Genomic DNA, 15,676 nt, shown 5'->3' with positions numbered 1-15,676 from the left:
ACCGCATGGCGCCGAAGGCCCGGTGCATGCGCCGGGCCTTCGCGCATGCGGCCCGCGGGGGAGCCGGCGCAACTATCGGGCCGACCGATAGCACCGATCAGAGGATGCGACTTTATGTCGGGCGCCGGCCGGCATAGCATGGATGAACCGATTCACCGGTGCGCGGCAACGACGCGCACCGTCATCCGCGAACGAGGACAGACGATGGAACATCGGGCACGCGAGCGCGACGAGCAGGCCGAGATCAAGACGACGACCTGCTACATGTGCGCATGCCGCTGCGGCATCCGCGTACACCTGCGCGACGGCGAAGTACGCTATATCGACGGCAATCCGCACCATCCGCTGAACCAGGGCGTCATCTGCGCGAAAGGTTCGTCGGGGATCATGAAGCAGTACTCGCCCGCGCGGCTCACGCAGCCGCTGATGCGCAAGCCGGGCGCGGAGCGCGGCGATGCGCAGTTCGAGCCGGTGTCGTGGGAGGTCGCGTTCGACGTGCTCGAAAAGCGCCTGTCGCACCTGCGCGCGACCGATCCGAAGCGTTTCGCGCTGTTCACGGGCCGCGACCAGATGCAGGCGCTCACCGGCCTGTTCGCGAAACAGTTCGGTACGCCGAACTATGCGGCGCACGGCGGGTTCTGCTCCGCGAACATGGCGGCCGGGATGATCTACACGATCGGCGGCTCGTTCTGGGAGTTCGGCGGCCCCGATCTCGACCGCGCGAAGCTGTTCTTCATGATCGGCACCGCGGAGGATCACCATTCGAATCCGCTGAAGATCGCGCTCGGCAAGTTCAAGCGCGCGGGCGGCCGCTTCATCGCGATCAATCCGGTGCGCACCGGTTACGCGGCGATCGCCGACGAATGGATTCCGATCCGCCCCGGCACCGACGGCGCGCTGTTCATGGCGCTGATGCACGAGTTGATCGCGCGCGATGCGTTCGACCACGAATTCGTGTCGCGCTTCACGAACGCGGCGGAACTGGTCGACCGGCGCGACGGCGCCGACACGTTCGGGCTGTTCGTGCGCGACGCCGACGCGCCGGAGGTCAACCCGCTGTATCCGCAGAACCGGATGTGGTGGGACACGAAGACGAACCGCGCGGTGCTGCACCACACGGATGGCGCGGAGCCGGCGCTCGACGGCCGCTATACGCTCGACGACGGCACGCCGGTCGCGCCGTCGTTCACGCTGCTGCGCGAACAGGTGGCCGCTTGCACGCCCGAATGGGCGGCCGACATCACCGGCATCGCGGCCGACACGATCCGCCGCCTTGCCCGCGAGATGGAGACGGTCGCGCGCGAGCAGGCGATCGAGCTGCCGGTGCGCTGGACCGATTCGTGGGGCCACGCGCACGAATCGGTGAAGGGCGTGCCGATCGCGTTCCACGCGATGCGCGGGCTGGCCGCGCATTCGAACGGCTTCCAGACGATCCGTGCGCTCGCGGTGCTGATGTCGCTGCTCGGCACGATCGACCGGCCGGGCGGCTTTCGCCACAAGGCGCCGTATCCGCGCGCGGTGCCGCCGTCGGCGAAACCGCCGAACGATCCCGACCAGATCAAGCCGAACACGCCGCTCGCGAGCGGCCCGCTCGGCTGGCCGGCCGGCCCCGAGGACCTGTTCGTCCATCCGGACGGCACGCCCGCGCGGCTCGACAAGGCGTTCTCGTGGGAATACCCGCTCGCGGTGCACGGGCTGATGCATTCGGTGATCACCAATGCATGGCGCGGCGATCCCTATCCGATCGATACGCTGCTGATCTTCATGGCCAACATGGCGTGGAATTCGTCGATGAATACGACGGAAGTGCGCAAGATGCTGGTCGACAAGCGCGCCGACGGCGAATACCGGATTCCGTTCCTGGTCGTATGCGATGCGTTCGCGTCGGAGATGACCGCGTTCGCCGACCTGATCCTGCCCGACACGACCTACCTCGAACGGCACGACGTGATGTCGGTGCTCGACCGGCCGATCTCCGAATTCGACGGGCCGGTCGATTCGGTGCGCGTGCCCGTCGTGCCGCCGACCGGCGAGTGCAAGCCGTTCCAGGAAGTGCTGATCGAGCTGGCGAGCCGGCTGAAGTTTCCGGCCTTCACGACGCCGGACGGGCAGCGCAAGTACCGCGACTATCCGGATTTCGTCGTCAATTTCCAGACCGCGCCGGATTCGGGCACCGGCTTCCTGATCGGCTGGCGCGGCAAGGACGGCGAGAAGGCCGTCGTCGGCGAGCCGAACCCCGACCAGTGGAAACGCTATGCGGAGAACGACTGCGTGTACCACCACCGGTTGCCGGAATCGCTGCAGTACATGCGCAACTGCAACGGGCCATACATGCAGTGGGCGGTCGACAACGGGATGCGCAAGTTCGGCGTGCCGATCGTGATCCAGCTCTACTCGGACGTGATGCAGAAATTCCGGCTCGCCGCGCAGGGCCGCACGTCGGGCCGCCAGCCGCCGGATCATCTGCGCGAACGCATCGCGCGTTACTTCGACCCGTTGCCGTTCTGGCATCCGTCGCTCGAAAGCGGGCTGACCGATGCGAACCGCTATCCGCTCGCGGCGATCACGCAGCGGCCGATGGCGATGTACCACTCGTGGGATTCGCAGAACGCGTGGCTGCGGCAGATCCACGGCGAGAACCACCTGTTCGTGAACCCGGTGACGGCCGCCGCGCAGCAGATCGACGACGGCGCATGGATCTACGTCGAATCGCCGTGGGGCAAGGTGCGCTGCCGCGCGCGCTACAGCGAGGCGGTCGAGCCCGGCACCGTGTGGACCTGGAACGCGATCGGCAAGGCGGCCGGCGCGTGGAACCTCGGCCCCCACGCGGGCGAATCGCAGCGCGGCTTCCTGCTCAATCACGTGATCACCGACGAGTTGCCCGACGCGGCCCGCGGCGGTGCGCGGCTGTCGAATTCCGATCCGGTGACCGGGCAGGCCGGCTGGTACGACGTGCAGGTGCGGATCTACCCGGCCGAAGCGGATGCGGCGACCACGCTGCCGCAGTTCGCGCCGATGCCGGCGCTGCCGGGCACGCCGCGCGTGCTGCAACGCGTGCAGGCGTATTTCGCGGGAACCGGCGCATTCGCCGCGCGGCTGCGGCGCGCGGCGCCGGCGGGCCCGAAGTCCGACGATCGCTAAGCGAAGGAGCGCAACCATGACCCAGATGGCCCTCGTCATCGACCTGAACGTGTGCGTCGGCTGCCATGCCTGCGTGACGAGCTGCAAGGAATGGAACACGTCCGGCGAAGCCGGCAGCCTTGCCGATCTGCGTCCGTACGACGACGATCCGTCCGGCACGTTCTTCAACCGCGTGCAGACCTACGAGGCGGGCGTGTTCCCGATGACGGACACGATCCACTTCCCGAAGTCGTGCCTGCACTGCGAGGACCCGCCGTGCGTGCCCGTTTGTCCGACCGGCGCGAGCTTCAAGCGCAAGTCGGACGGCATCGTGCTGGTCGACTACGACAAGTGCATCGGCTGCAAGTACTGCGCGTGGGCATGTCCGTACGGCGCGCGCGAACTCGACGAAGGCCGCAAGGAGATGACGAAGTGCACGCTGTGCGCGGACCGCATCGACAACGAAGCGCTGCCGGAGCGCGATCGCAAGCCGGCCTGCGTGCTCGCGTGCCCGACGTCGGCGCGGCTGTTCGGCGACGTGCACGACCCGGAATCGGACGTGTCGCGCGCGATCCGCGACCGCGGCGGCTATGCGCTGATGCCCGAGTGGGGCACGCGGCCGTCGAACCATTACCTGCCGCGCGTGAAGACCGAAGCATCGTGCGGATGCGGCAGCAGCGGCGGATGCGGCAGCGCATCGAACGGGCGCGACGACGAATCGTTCGAGGCCCGCGCGGCGCGCGGCGACATCGATCTCGTGTCGCTGGCGACCCCGCGCTGAGCGACGCGCATTTCATTCAGACACAGACGGAGTTTCCATGCGCCCAGCCTTTTCGGTCGTTTTTCTCACCACGCTGTGCGGCGCCGCACAGGGCCTGCTGCTGACGCTCGTGATCGTCGAGGCGCTGGCGCGGCTGGCCGGCGTTGACGTTGCCGCCCCGTTCTACGTGACCGGGGCCGCGCTGTCGGTCGCACTCGGCGTGCTCGGCCTGTTCGCGTCGTTCTTTCATCTCGGCCACCCGGAGCGCGCGTGGCGCGCGATCGCGATGTGGCGTACGTCGTGGCTGTCGCGCGAGTGCATCGCGCTGCCGGTGTTTCTCGCCTGCGCGTTCGCGTATGGCGCGGCGCATCTGTTCGCGTGGCCCGGCACGCTGCTGATCGGTGCGGCGGGCGCGCTCGCGAGCGTCGCGCTGTTCGTCTGCACGGCGATGATCTACGCGTGCCTGCGCTTCCTGCAGGAATGGGCGAGCCCGCTGACGCTCGTGAACTTCGTGCTGCTCGGCTGCGCATCGGGCTGCACGCTCGCGACGGCCTGCGCCGCGTGGCTCGCGCCGGCGCTGGTCGGCCGGCTCGCGGCGGCCGCCTGCGTGCTGACGTTCGCCGGTGGCGTGGCGCGGCTCGCGTCGCTCGCACGCAATGCTCGGCTGCGGCCGAAGTCGACCGTGCAGAGCGCGACGGGGATTCGTCACGCGAAGGTCGAACAGAAGTCGCGCGGCTTCACGGCCAGCGCGTTCAACACGAAGGAGTTCTTTCACGGGCAGGGCAACGGCACGCTGCGCGCGGTGAAGGCCGGCTTCCTGATCGGCGCATTCGCGGTGCCGTTCGTGCTGACCGGCGCCGGTGCGTTCGCGCCGACCTCGATCGCGGCGGCCGTCGCGCTCGGCGCGGCGTTCGTGATCCAGTACGCGGGGCTGGTGGCGGAACGCTGGTTCTTCTTCGCGGACGCGCGGCATCCGCAGAACCTCTACTACCAGCGCGCGTCATGACGCGGCCGGCGCGCCGCCGCGCGGCACTAGAAGGTCTTCGCGAGCGCGCGGGCCGCTTCCTGCAGCCGCGGCACGTGGTCGAGCAGCCGCGACAGCGGCGCGCGCGACACCGGCGCATGGACGGCGACCGCGGCGATGCACGCGCCGTCGTCGTCGAGCACCGGCGCCGCGATGCAGACGATCCCCGCGACGAATTCCTCGTTGTCGATCGCGATGCCCTTGTGCGCGGTGCGGTCGAGTTCGGCTTCGAGCAGTTCCGGGTCGGAGATCGTGTTCGGCGTATGGCGCGGCAGCGCCATCGTGCGCACCAGCGCCGCGCGTTCGTCGCGCGGCAGCAGCGCGAGCAGCAGCTTGCCGCTGGCGCTGCAGTAAGCGGGCACGCGCGAGCCGGGTTTCAGGTCGAGCCGCAGCGGCCAGTCGGCTTCCACGCGGTCGAGATAGACGACTTCCGTGTCGTGCAGGGCGGTCAGGTTGCAGGTCTCGGCGAGGTCGGCGACGAGCCGTTCGAGGATCGCATGGCGCAGCCGGCGCGTGCCCGCGTGCAGCATCACGCCGGTGCCGAGCCGCGCGAGGCGCGGGCCGACCGCATACGCGTTCTTGCGGCCCGGTTCGCGGATCACGAGCCCGCCGGCTTCGAGCGACGCGAGCATCCGGTGCAGCGAGGCCTTCGGGATATCGACGTCGCGCGCGAGATCGGCGAGCGACACGGCGTCGCCGGCCTGGACGAGATGTTCGAGCAGCGCGAAGGCGCGCAGCGTGGGCGTATCCGCGGGCAGCATGTCGGGCGTTCCGGAAACTGGACTGCGGCCATTGTACCGAACGGTCCGGCAGGCCGGCCGCACGGGGCGGCGGGGGCCTGCAACCCGGCCCGCATTTTCGGCAGCGGAACGCATCGTTCCGTCAACAGGATCGACGCAGGCGCCATCGACGCCTGCGCAACAGGCAACGACAGGAGCGCCACGCGATGGATGGGGTAACGAACAAGCCGGACTGCATGGTGTCGGTCCGCGAACGGTTCGGTTTCGACTCGGACCTGATGGTGCCCGCGTTCGGCGCGCGCGACGATCACGTGCCCGATATCGACGACGCGTACCGCTTCAACCCGGACGTCACGCTCGCGATTCTCGCGGGCTTCGCGCGCAACCGCCGCGTGCTCGTGCAGGGGATGCACGGCACCGGCAAGTCGACCCATATCGAGCAGGTCGCGGCGCGGCTGAACTGGCCGTGCGTGCGCGTGAACCTCGACGGTCACATCAGCCGGCTCGACCTCGTCGGCAAGGACGCGATCGTCGTGCGCGACGACGTGCAGGTGACCGAGTTCCAGGAAGGGATCGTGCCGTGGGCGCTGCAGCGTCCGGTCGCGCTGATCTTCGACGAATACGATGCGGGGCGGCCCGACGTGATGTTCGTGATCCAGCGGATCCTGGAGCGCGACGGCAAGTTCACGCTGCTCGACCAGAACCGCGTGATCCATCCGCATCCGTCGTTCCGGCTGTTCGCGACCGCGAACACGGTCGGGCTCGGCAACCTGAACGGGCTCTACCACGGCACGCAGATGCTCAACCACGCGCAGATGGACCGCTGGAACGTGGTCGCGACGCTCGACTATCTGCCGCGCGACGAGGAGATCGCCATCGTGCGCGCACGCGTGCCGGCACTCGCGGACGAAGCCGGCCGCCCGCTGCTCGAATCGATGGTGAGCCTGGCCGAGCTGACGCGCAACGGTTTCGCGACCGGCGATCTGTCGACGCTGATGTCGCCGCGCACGGTGATCAACTGGGCCGAGAACTGCCAGATCTTCCGCGATCCGGCGCTCGCGTTCCGGCTGACGTTCCTGAACAAGTGCGACGACGCCGAGCGGCCGGTCGTCGCCGAGTATTACCAGCGCTGCTTCGGCGAGGAACTGGCGGTCGCGTCGCGCGCCGGCGGCGGCGAGCCGGGAGCGGGGCGGTGAGCGCCGATCGCGACGCGGCGCGCCGTGCCGCCGCGCGCGAAGCGCTGGGCGCGTCGACCGTGCGGGCGCTGACGCGCGATGCGGCGCTGCATTACCGTGCGGGCCGCGTGTGCCGCGACCTGCGGCCGCTGCCGATCCATGCGCCGCACCTGCGCGCGCAGGCCGCCGACGACGATCTCGCGTCGTGGCGCGGCGCGACCGACGGCGCGGCGTTGCGCATCCTGCACTCCGATGCCGACCTGCATCGTGCGCTGTCCGGCGACGATCCGGTCGAACGCGTGCTGTTCGAGATGCTCGAGCAACTGCGCTGCGAATCACTCGCGCCGGCCGCGCTGCGCGGCGTCCTGCTGAACCTGCGTCATCGTTTCGAAACCTGGTCGCGCGCGTTTCACCGGTCGGGGCAGGCCGATACGCATGTCGGAATCCTGGTCTACACGGTCGCGCAGATCGCGTGGTCGCGGCTGACCGGCTGGCCCGTGCTCGAGGAAACGGAAGACCTGATCGAGGCGCCGCGCGCGGCGATCGTGCCGGAAATCGGCGTGGCGCTTGCCGGGCTGCGCCGCTGCCGGCACGACCAGCGCGCGTTCGCCGGCCACGCGTTGGCGCTGGCGCGGCGTATTGCGTCGATGATCCGCGACGCGCGCGCGGCCGTCGTCGAAACACAGACGGAAGACGCGCGCGAGCAGGACGACGCGCTGACGAATTTCTCGCTGTGGGTCGATTTCGACGACACGGGCATCGACCTGCCGGCGCTCGTGGAGACCGGCGACAGCGTCGTGCTGCACGGCGGCGGCGCCACGTATCGGGCGTACACGACGCGCTACGACCGCGAATTCAAGCCGGCCGTGCAGATCCGCGCGGCGTTGCTGCGCGAGTATCGCGACCGGCTCGACGCGCAGGTCGCCGCGCAGCGGATCAACGTCACGCGGCTCGCGCGCGTGCTGCGCGCGGCGCTCGTCGTGCCGCAGGCCGACGGCTGGTCGTTCGGCGAGGAACACGGCCGCCTCGACGGCCGCCGGCTCGCGCAACTCGTCAGCTCGCCGGCCGAGCGGCGGCTGTTCCGGCTCGAACGCGTGCGGCCGCATGCCGATTGCGCGCTCGCGTTCCTGATCGACTGCTCAGGGTCGATGAAGGCGTGGATCGACGGCGTCGCGCTGATGGTCGACACGCTGGCGCGCGCGGGCGACGCCGCGGGCCTCGCGACCGAAGTGCTGGGTTTCACGACGCTTGCGTGGAACGGCGGCCGCGCGCGCCAGGACTGGCTCGCGCGCGGCAAGCCGCGCCATCCGGGGCGCCTCAACGAAATCGGCCACCTGGTGTTCAAGGATGCCGACACGCGCTGGCGGCACGCGCGCGCCGGCATTGCCGCGCTGTTCAAGGCCGACCTGTTTCGCGAAGGGATCGACGGCGAAGCGGTCGACTGGGCGTGCGCGCGGCTCGCCGCGCGGCCGGAAGCGAGAAAGATCCTCGTCGTGATCTCGGATGGCAGCCCGATGGACGGCGCCACCGCACTGGCGAACGATCCGTTCTACCTCGACAACCATCTGAAGCAGGTGGTCGCCCGCCAGGAAGGGGCCGGCCGCGTCGAAGTGCTCGGGCTCGGCGTCGGGCTCGATCTCGGCCCGTACTACCGGCACCGGCTCGCGATCGATCTCGTATCGCCCCCGGACATGAAGCGGCTCGTCGAAATCGCCGGCTGGATCGGCGCGCGACGGTGAAGCCGGAAGGAGTCAGCCGCGATGCAGCAGCGGCGGCAGCGACGTCGCGATCAGCCCGACGCCGATCGCCATCAGCACGCCGAACGCGAGCCGGCGCAGCGCGACCGGCGACAGCGGCGGCGGGTAGTGCCGGCCGGCGACCGTCGTCAGCATCACAACCGGGGTCGCGAGCGCGGCCAGCAGCCAGATGTCGCGATCGAGCTGGCCTTCGCACGCGCTGTACAGCACCCGCGTGGCCGACGTGGTCGTGAACAGCACGATCAGCGCGCAGCGGATCTGCACGAGCGTCAGCGGCTGCCGGTAGAACTGGAAGATCAACGGCGGCCCCGACACGCCGAACATCCCGCTCAGCAGCCCGCCGAAGATGCCGCTGACGAAGAAGCTGCGGTTGTCCGAGCGTTCCGTCAGCGGCGTCGGCCGCAGCGCCGCGCTCAGGCCGCCGTACAGCACGACCACGCCGAGGATCAGTTGCAGCAGGTCGGCCGCCGAGCGGCTCAGGCATTCGAGCAGCACCACGCCGGCGACGACCGACGGCAGGATGCCGAGCGTCGCCGCGCCAACCGCCCGCCAGTCGATGTGATGCAGCCGGCCCGGCAGCGCGGTCGCGCCGTTCGCGAGCGACACGACGCTCATCAGCGTCGCGACGGTGGCGAGCGGCGCGAGCCCGAAGCCGCTCGTCACGCCCATCACGATCATCCCGAGGCCGAAGCCCGTGACGGTCTGGAAATAGCTGCCGGCGCCGATCACCGCGATCAGGATCGCCAGTTTGTCGGCCGTCATGCGGGTGCGACCTCGCCGGTCGCGGCCCGTTGCATGGCCGCTTGCGCCTGCACGGTGGTCGCCGCGATCACGTGATACACGTCGTCGGCGCCGCAGCCGCGCGACAGGTCGTTCGCAGGCCGGCGCAAGCCCTGCAACAGCGGTCCGACGGCCTTTGCGCGGCCGATCCGCTCGGCGAGCTTGTAGCCGATGTTGCCGGCTTCGAGGCTCGGGAACACGAGCACGTTCGCGTGGCCGCCGACCTGCGAATGCGCGATCTTGCGCTCGGCGATTTCCGCGACGATCGCCGCGTCGAGCTGCACGTCGCCGTCGATCGCGAGCGCCGGGCGCAGTTCGCGCACGCGCGCGGTCGCGGCCGTCACCTTGTCGACCGCCGCATGGTGCGCGCTGCCGCTCGTCGAGAACGACAACATCGCGACGCGTGGTGCTTCGCCGAGCAGCGCGTGCGCGCTGTCGGCGGCGGCCATCGCGATCTCGGCGAGCTGGCCGGCGTCCGGATCGACGACGAGCGCGCAGTCGGAGAAGATCAGCCCGCCCTTGATCGTATGGAACGGCTCGCACAGCATCATCAGGAAGAAGCTCGACACGATCCGGAACGCCGGATCGACGCCGATCAGCTGGATCGCCGCGCGCACCACGTCGGCCGTCGCATGCACGGCGCCCGCGACCGAGCCGTCCGCGTCGCCGAGCCGCACCATCAGGTTCGCATGGCAGAGCGGGTCGAGCACCGCGTCGCGCGCGGCGTCGGCCGTCATGCCCTTGGCTTTGCGCAACGCGTGCAGCGCGTCGGCATACGCGTCGCGTTGCGGGGCGGTGGCCGGATCGACGAGCGTCATGCCGTCGAGGTCGAGCGCGTCGCGCGCGGCCGCCGCGTGGATGGCCGCACGGTCGCCGACGAGCACGATGCGGGCGATGCCGTCGCGTGTCGCGCGCGCGGCGGCTTGCAGCACGCGCGGGTCGTCGGCTTCGCACAGCGCGATGCGCATCGGCTGGCGGCGCGCGGATTCGAGAATGCGGTCGAGGGCTTTCATCGGGAATTCGAAGTAAAAAAGGCCGGATGCGGCGGCCCGCACGGGGCACGGCGTCCGGCCGGATTCCGGCCGTGCGGGGAGGGCACGGCCGGACGCGGGTGCGTCAGCGACGCGGCATCACACGTAGTCCTTGTACTTGTCGAGCAGGCGAACCGGCTTCGACAGCGCGTCGCGGCGGAACGGATCGCCGAGTTCGCGCGTGCACATGATCTCGATGATCGTCGTCTTGCCTTCGTTCATCTGCATGTCGATCGCGCGCTTGAGCGCCGGCCCGACATCCTCCAGACGGTCGACCGTGATCCCTTCGGCGCCCATCGCACGGGCGATCGCCGCGAAACTCTGGTTGTCCAGTTCGCCCGCGACGAAGCGGCGGTTGTAGAAGTCGACCTGGTTCTTCTTCTCCGCGCCCCATTGACGGTTGTGGAACACCACGGCCGTGACCGGGATGTTGTGACGCACGCAGGTCATCGTTTCCATCAGGCTCATGCCCCACGCGCCGTCGCCCGCATACGACACGGCCGGGCGGTGCGGCGCGGCGACCTTCGCACCGATGATCGTCGGGAACGCGTAGCCGCAGTTGCCCCAGCTCATCGCCGCGAAGAAGCTGCGCGGCTTGTTGAAGCGCAGGTAGCTGTTCGCGACCGAGTTGATGTTGCCGATGTCGGTCGACACCATCACGTCCTCGGGCATCGCCTTTTCGAGTTCGCGCAGCACCTGGCGCGGATGCAGGTAGCGCCCGCCGTTGAAGGTTTTTTCGTTCTTCTGTTCCTCGATCATGTCGAGGCTGTAGGCGTCACGCTCGTGCGTCCAGTCGTCGAGTTCCTTTTCCCACGCGGCCTTCTCGGTCGCGATCTGGTCGGCGCGCTCGCCGCGCGAGCCGTCGCATGCGAGCGTGCGGCCGTCGAGGCGCTGCGTGAGCGCGACGGCCGCCGCCTTCGCGTCGCCGCAGATGCCGACCGAGATCTTCTTCACGAGGCCGAGCATCTTGTGGTCGGCGTCGATCTGGATGATCTTCGCGTCCTTCGGCCAGTAGTCCATCCCGTGCTGCGGCAGCGTGCCGAACGGCCCGAGGCGCGAACCGAGCGCGATCACGACGTCCGCGCGCGACAGCAGCTTCATCGCGGCCTTCGAGCCCTGGTAGCCGAGCGGGCCGCACCACAGCGGATGGTTCGCCGGGAACGAGTCGTTGTGCAGGTAGCTGTTGACGACCGGCGCACCGAGCCGTTCGGCGAGCGCCTTGCATTCCTCGATCGCGTCGGCCATCACGACGCCGCCGCCCGAGATGATCACCGGGAATTTCGCCTGCGCGATCAGATCGGCCGCGTCGTTCAGGCTCTGTTCGCCGCCGGGGCCGCGATCGAGCCGGCGCGGTTGCGGAATCTCGACCTTGACCTTGCCGTAGAAGTAGTCGCGCGGAATGTTCAGCTGCGTCGGGCCCATCTCGGCCTGGGCGCGATCGAAGCAGCGCGCGGTGAATTCGGCCATCCGCGCCGGGTGCGTGACGTGGCCCTGGTATTTCGTGAATTCCTGGAACATCGGCAACTGGTTCGCTTCCTGGAAGCCGCCGAGGCCGATGCCCATCGTGCCGGCCTCCGGCGTGACGATCACGACCGGGCTGTGCGCCCAGTACGCGGCCGCGATCGCGGTCACGCAGTTGCTGATGCCGGGGCCGTTCTGGCCGATCACGACGCCGTGGCGGCCCGACACGCGTGCATAGCCGTCGGCCATGTGGCCGGCGCCCTGTTCGTGCACGACCGGGATCAGGCGGATGCCGGCCGGCGCGAAGATGTCCATCGCGTCCATGAACGCGGAGCCCATGATGCCGAACATGTCGGTCACGCCGTTGGCCGCGAGGGTTTCGACGAAGGCTTCGGATGGCGTCATGTCCTGCGGGCCGCTGGTCGATGCACGCAGGGAAGTGGATTGTTCGCTCATGGGTTGTCTCCGATTGTTCAATTAACGGAACGTCTTGTTCCAGATGCTATTGGCTGGGAAAAGCCGGTCAAGTCATTCCGCCCGCTGGCGGGGAATGTGGAATGAAATGAAATGATTCGTTTCAAAATGCGCGCCCGGGGTGGGATGGCCCGAACGCGCGCGAGCGGCGCGCTCAGGCCGGCTGCTTCGGCCGTTCCTTGCGGAACGCGCGCTTGACGGCGATCAGCCCGTCGCGGAACTCGAACAGGTCGCAGCCTTCGGCTTCGATGCGCCAGCCTTCCGCGTGCGTGCCGGTGAACACCCATTCGGATACGCCGCGTTCGCCGGCCACGTAGTGGCGGCCGTGGCCCCAGTGCGCATCGGGGAAGGTCTTGAACACGGCTTCGAACGCGGCGCGCACCGCGTCGCGGCCGACGAAGCGCGTGCCGTGAATGTCGGGGCCGCCGGCCGCGTCGAACACGCAGTCCTCGGTCATGAAGCCCATCAGCGCGTGGGCGTCATGCCGGTTGAAGGCGTCGGAAAAAGCCGCGAGCGTGGCGGCCGTGACGGGGGCGGTAAGCGTGTCGGACATAACGTGTCTCCTGTCGAATGATGGACGGTGCGCGAGGCGCTGATGCGCATGCGGCACGCGGTATCGACACGTTAGTGAGCGCTCGTTTTTGGCGGTAGCGCCAGTTCAGGGGATTCGGTTGGGCCAGGGACGAGCGTGACCGGCTGACGCGATGCCGCGTTCAGGCGTCGGGCTTCTGCGCCCGCACGCACCGCGCGAGCGCCCGCACGCCCGGCTCGATCCGTTCCAGCGGAATCGCGGAAAAGCCCATCCGGAAGCAGCGCCGCGCATTGCTGTCGTCCTTCATGAAGAACACGCCGCCGGGCTCGATCAGGATCCCGGCCTCCTGCGCGTCCGCCGCGAGACGCGCCGCGTCGAGCCACGGCGGCCCCTCGACCCAGCACGACGCGCCGCCCGTCACGGGCACATGGCGCGCTTCCGGCAGATGCGCATCGAGCGCGGCCATCAGCGCCTGCGAGCGCTCGCTGTACGCATGCGCGAGCCGGCGCAGCAACGCGTCGTGATGGCCGAGCGCAAGAAAGGTCGCGAACGCCCGCTGGATATACGCGACCGGATGGCGCACCATCAGCCGCCGCAGCGCGCGCAGCTCGCGGATCAGCTCGCGCGGCCCGACCACGTAGCCGAGCCGCAGGCCCGGCGCGAACGTCTTCGACAGGCTGCCGACGTAGATCACGCGGTCGGCCGTATCGAGGCTCTTCAGCGCCGGATGCGGCGTGCCGGAGAACGTGTTCTCGCTCTCGTAGTCGTCCTCGATGATCACGAAATCGTGCTGCTGCGCGCAATCGAGCAGCGCGCGGCGGCGCTCGACCGGCATCGTCGCGGTGGTCGGGCATTGATGGCTCGGCGTCACGTACACGTAGTCGCAGCGCGACAGCGTATTGCCGAGCGAGTCGGGCGCGATCCCGTGCCCGTCGACGGGCAGCGGCAGCAGCCGCGCGTTGCGGTTCTCGAAGATGTTGCGTGCGTCCGGATAGCCGGGATTCTCGAAGCCGACCGTCGTGTGCTTGCCGCACAGCAGGTCCGCGATCAGGTACAGCGCCTGCTGGCAGCCGTTCGTGACGACGATCTCGTCGGGCATCGCGAACACGCCGCGCCGCGGCAGCACGCGCGTGCGGATCTGCTGGATCAGCGATTCGTCGTCGCGCTCGATCAGGTCGGGCGCCCAGTTGCGGATCTCCATCACCGACAGCGCCTTCAGGCAGCATTCGCGCCAGTCGTTGGTCGGAAACAGCGACTGGTCGAATTGCCCGTAGATGAACGGATATTCGTAGTGCTGCCAGTTCGCGGGCTTCACGATGTTGCGCTGCCTCGACGGCGGATGCGCGATGCGTTTGTCCCATGCGGGGCGGCCCGGCGTGTCGTCGCCGGCCTCCGTTTGCGCGGCGGGCCTGGCGGCCGCGAAGCCGGGCACGCCTTCGAGCATCTTCGGGTTCACGAAGTGCCCGCTGCGTTCGCGCGAGATCAGGTAGCCCTCTTCGACGAGCATCTGGTACGCGAGCACGACGGTGTTGCGCGCGACGCCGAGCTGGTCGGCGAGCTCGCGGCTCGACGGCAGCGCCGCATCGGGCGCGAGCTGGCCGTCGAGGATCGCGGCCACCAGCATGCGCCGGATCTGGTCTTGCAGGCTCGACGCCGACGACCGCCGGAACTGCTGGGCCCATAAGGCGGTCGGGGTACGACTCGGCATGCTTCCTCCTGTGATCGGTACGGGACACGCGAGGCGGCGCGCGGCGGATGCGCAGGCCCGCGAGGGCGCGGTGTGGCGAGAATACGCGCGTCGCGCCGCGGATGTGGACTCAATGAAATGTGGCGTCTGGCACTACTGCGCGTCGACGTGGCAAGACGATACTCAACTCGTCGCGCCCGCACGATCCGGATAACTCCCCGGTACGCGGGCGCAGGGAGGCGTGCGCGCGTCGCGCGCCGGCATCTTCACCGGAGGGGCGGCATGCACGTCGTCGTGTTCAGGGATCGTTGCGCACGCGTGATCCGCATCGTGTTCGACGACGCGCGCGCGACGGCGGTCGCGTATCGCGACGACGAGGCGATCGGCGAACTCGGCATCGACGCCGACGACGGCGCGGTGTGCTCGCCGTCGCTCGCTCGTCTGTACGTCGAACCGGCCTACCGACGCAGCGGCATCGCGCACACGCTGCTGGCGTGCGCGTCGCGCGAATTCGGCCGGCCGATCCGCATCGACACCGCGGCGCGCGAATGGCCCGATTCGCCGGCGTGGGCGACGCTGTGCCGCTGCCTCGAATACGAAGGGCTGGTGGTGGTGCGCTAGCCCGACAGCGTGGCCACGACCACGCCTCACGACAACGGAGACGACATGAGCACGGTTTTGAAGCCGATTCCCGCATCCGACGTGCGTCACGAAGCGTTGCGCATCGACGGGCAGCGCGTGTGGCGCGACGCGGTGATCGACGTGCGCAACCCGTACGACGGCGCGCTGGTCGGCACCGTGCCGAAGGCGACGCTCGACGACGTGCGCCGTGCATTCGCGGTCGCGCGTGCGTACCGGCCGGCGCTCACGCGCCACGATCGCGCGGCGATCCTGCGCCGCGCGGCCGACATCGTGCGCTCGCGCACCGCGGAGATCGCGGCGCTGATCACGGCCGAGGCCGGTTTGTGCATCAAGGATTCGACTTACGAGGCCGGCCGCGTGGCCGACGTGCTCACGTTCGGCGCCGGCGAAGTGCTGAAGGACGACGGGCAGATCTTCTCGTGCGATCTGACGCCGCACGGCAAGAAGCGCCGCGTGTACACGCAGCGCGATCCGCTGCTCGGCGTGATTTCGG

General features: G+C 69.2%; 13 protein-coding genes. 7 read left to right on the top strand and 6 right to left on the bottom strand.

The annotated features are described in order from the left end of the window. Positions 1-204: 204 nt before the first annotated feature. Genes H0X91_RS02145 through H0X91_RS02135 form a run of 3 tightly spaced genes read left to right on the top strand, consistent with a single transcriptional unit; the run spans position 205 to position 4,886 of the window. Positions 205-3,141, top strand: a complete 2,937-nt coding sequence (locus H0X91_RS02145; protein ID WP_058902955.1) for a molybdopterin oxidoreductase family protein — start codon at positions 205-207, stop codon at positions 3,139-3,141. A gap of 16 nt (positions 3,142-3,157) precedes the next feature. Next, a complete protein-coding gene (locus H0X91_RS02140; protein ID WP_006481995.1) occupies positions 3,158-3,901 on the top strand; it encodes a 4Fe-4S dicluster domain-containing protein in 744 nt (247 codons plus the stop codon). A 37-nt stretch (positions 3,902-3,938) separates the two neighbouring features. Next, positions 3,939-4,886, top strand: coding sequence for a dimethyl sulfoxide reductase anchor subunit family protein (locus H0X91_RS02135; protein WP_058902956.1), 948 nt, complete (start codon positions 3,939-3,941; stop codon positions 4,884-4,886). A gap of 26 nt (positions 4,887-4,912) precedes the next feature. On the opposite strand, the gene H0X91_RS02130 is transcribed toward H0X91_RS02135, so the two are convergent. Continuing rightward, on the bottom strand, positions 4,913-5,665 hold the full coding sequence (locus H0X91_RS02130; RefSeq protein WP_006481989.1) for an IclR family transcriptional regulator: 753 nt from the start codon (positions 5,663-5,665) through the stop codon (positions 4,913-4,915). A 185-nt stretch (positions 5,666-5,850) separates the two neighbouring features. On the opposite strand from H0X91_RS02130, the gene H0X91_RS02125 reads away from it, so the two are divergent. Next, positions 5,851-6,840: an AAA family ATPase gene (locus H0X91_RS02125; RefSeq protein WP_058902957.1), complete on the top strand. Its 990-nt coding sequence runs from the start codon at positions 5,851-5,853 to the stop codon at positions 6,838-6,840. After that, complete coding sequence (locus tag H0X91_RS02120) at positions 6,837-8,558, top strand: cobaltochelatase CobT-related protein (protein WP_058902958.1); 1,722 nt, start codon at positions 6,837-6,839, stop codon at positions 8,556-8,558. The genes H0X91_RS02125 and H0X91_RS02120 overlap by 4 nt, the downstream gene beginning before the upstream one ends. A 12-nt stretch (positions 8,559-8,570) precedes the next feature. Here the strand turns inward: H0X91_RS02120 and H0X91_RS02115 are convergent, their stop codons facing one another. The 5 genes from H0X91_RS02115 to pdxR all read right to left on the bottom strand — a co-directional run bounded on the left by H0X91_RS02115 (position 8,571) and on the right by pdxR (position 14,562). Then, positions 8,571-9,338, bottom strand: coding sequence for a sulfite exporter TauE/SafE family protein (locus tag H0X91_RS02115; protein ID WP_006491153.1), 768 nt, complete (start codon positions 9,336-9,338; stop codon positions 8,571-8,573). Continuing rightward, entirely contained in the window at positions 9,335-10,369 is a 1,035-nt protein-coding gene (gene pta, locus H0X91_RS02110) for a phosphate acetyltransferase (RefSeq protein WP_058903587.1), read from the bottom strand. Before pta ends, H0X91_RS02115 begins: the two co-directional genes overlap by 4 nt. 117 nt (positions 10,370-10,486) lie before the next feature. Further along, a complete protein-coding gene (gene xsc, locus H0X91_RS02105; RefSeq protein WP_034202510.1) occupies positions 10,487-12,304 on the bottom strand; it encodes a sulfoacetaldehyde acetyltransferase in 1,818 nt (605 codons plus the stop codon). A 172-nt stretch (positions 12,305-12,476) separates the two neighbouring features. Further along, positions 12,477-12,875 carry a nuclear transport factor 2 family protein gene (locus H0X91_RS02100; RefSeq protein ID WP_006491152.1) on the bottom strand — a complete coding sequence of 133 codons (399 nt, stop codon included), beginning with the start codon at positions 12,873-12,875 and terminating at the stop codon, positions 12,477-12,479. Between the two features lie 160 nt (positions 12,876-13,035). Then, positions 13,036-14,562 carry a MocR-like pyridoxine biosynthesis transcription factor PdxR gene (gene pdxR, locus H0X91_RS02095; protein ID WP_058902959.1) on the bottom strand — a complete coding sequence of 509 codons (1,527 nt, stop codon included), beginning with the start codon at positions 14,560-14,562 and terminating at the stop codon, positions 13,036-13,038. 261 nt (positions 14,563-14,823) lie between these two features. On the opposite strand from pdxR, the gene H0X91_RS02090 reads away from it, so the two are divergent. After that, entirely contained in the window at positions 14,824-15,162 is a 339-nt protein-coding gene (locus H0X91_RS02090; protein ID WP_006491133.1) for a GNAT family N-acetyltransferase, read from the top strand. A 45-nt stretch (positions 15,163-15,207) separates the two neighbouring features. Next, positions 15,208-15,676, top strand: a 469-nt coding sequence (locus tag H0X91_RS02085; RefSeq protein WP_196432768.1) for an aldehyde dehydrogenase family protein, incomplete at its 3' end; no start/stop codon positions are given.

The sequence above is a fragment of the Burkholderia sp. 9777_1386 genome (genome assembly GCF_015712265.1).
GTDB classification, from domain to species: domain Bacteria; phylum Pseudomonadota; class Gammaproteobacteria; order Burkholderiales; family Burkholderiaceae; genus Burkholderia; species Burkholderia cenocepacia.
The sequence above is the reverse complement of the archived record's forward strand: the minus strand, read 5'-3'. Positions and strand labels throughout refer to the sequence as shown.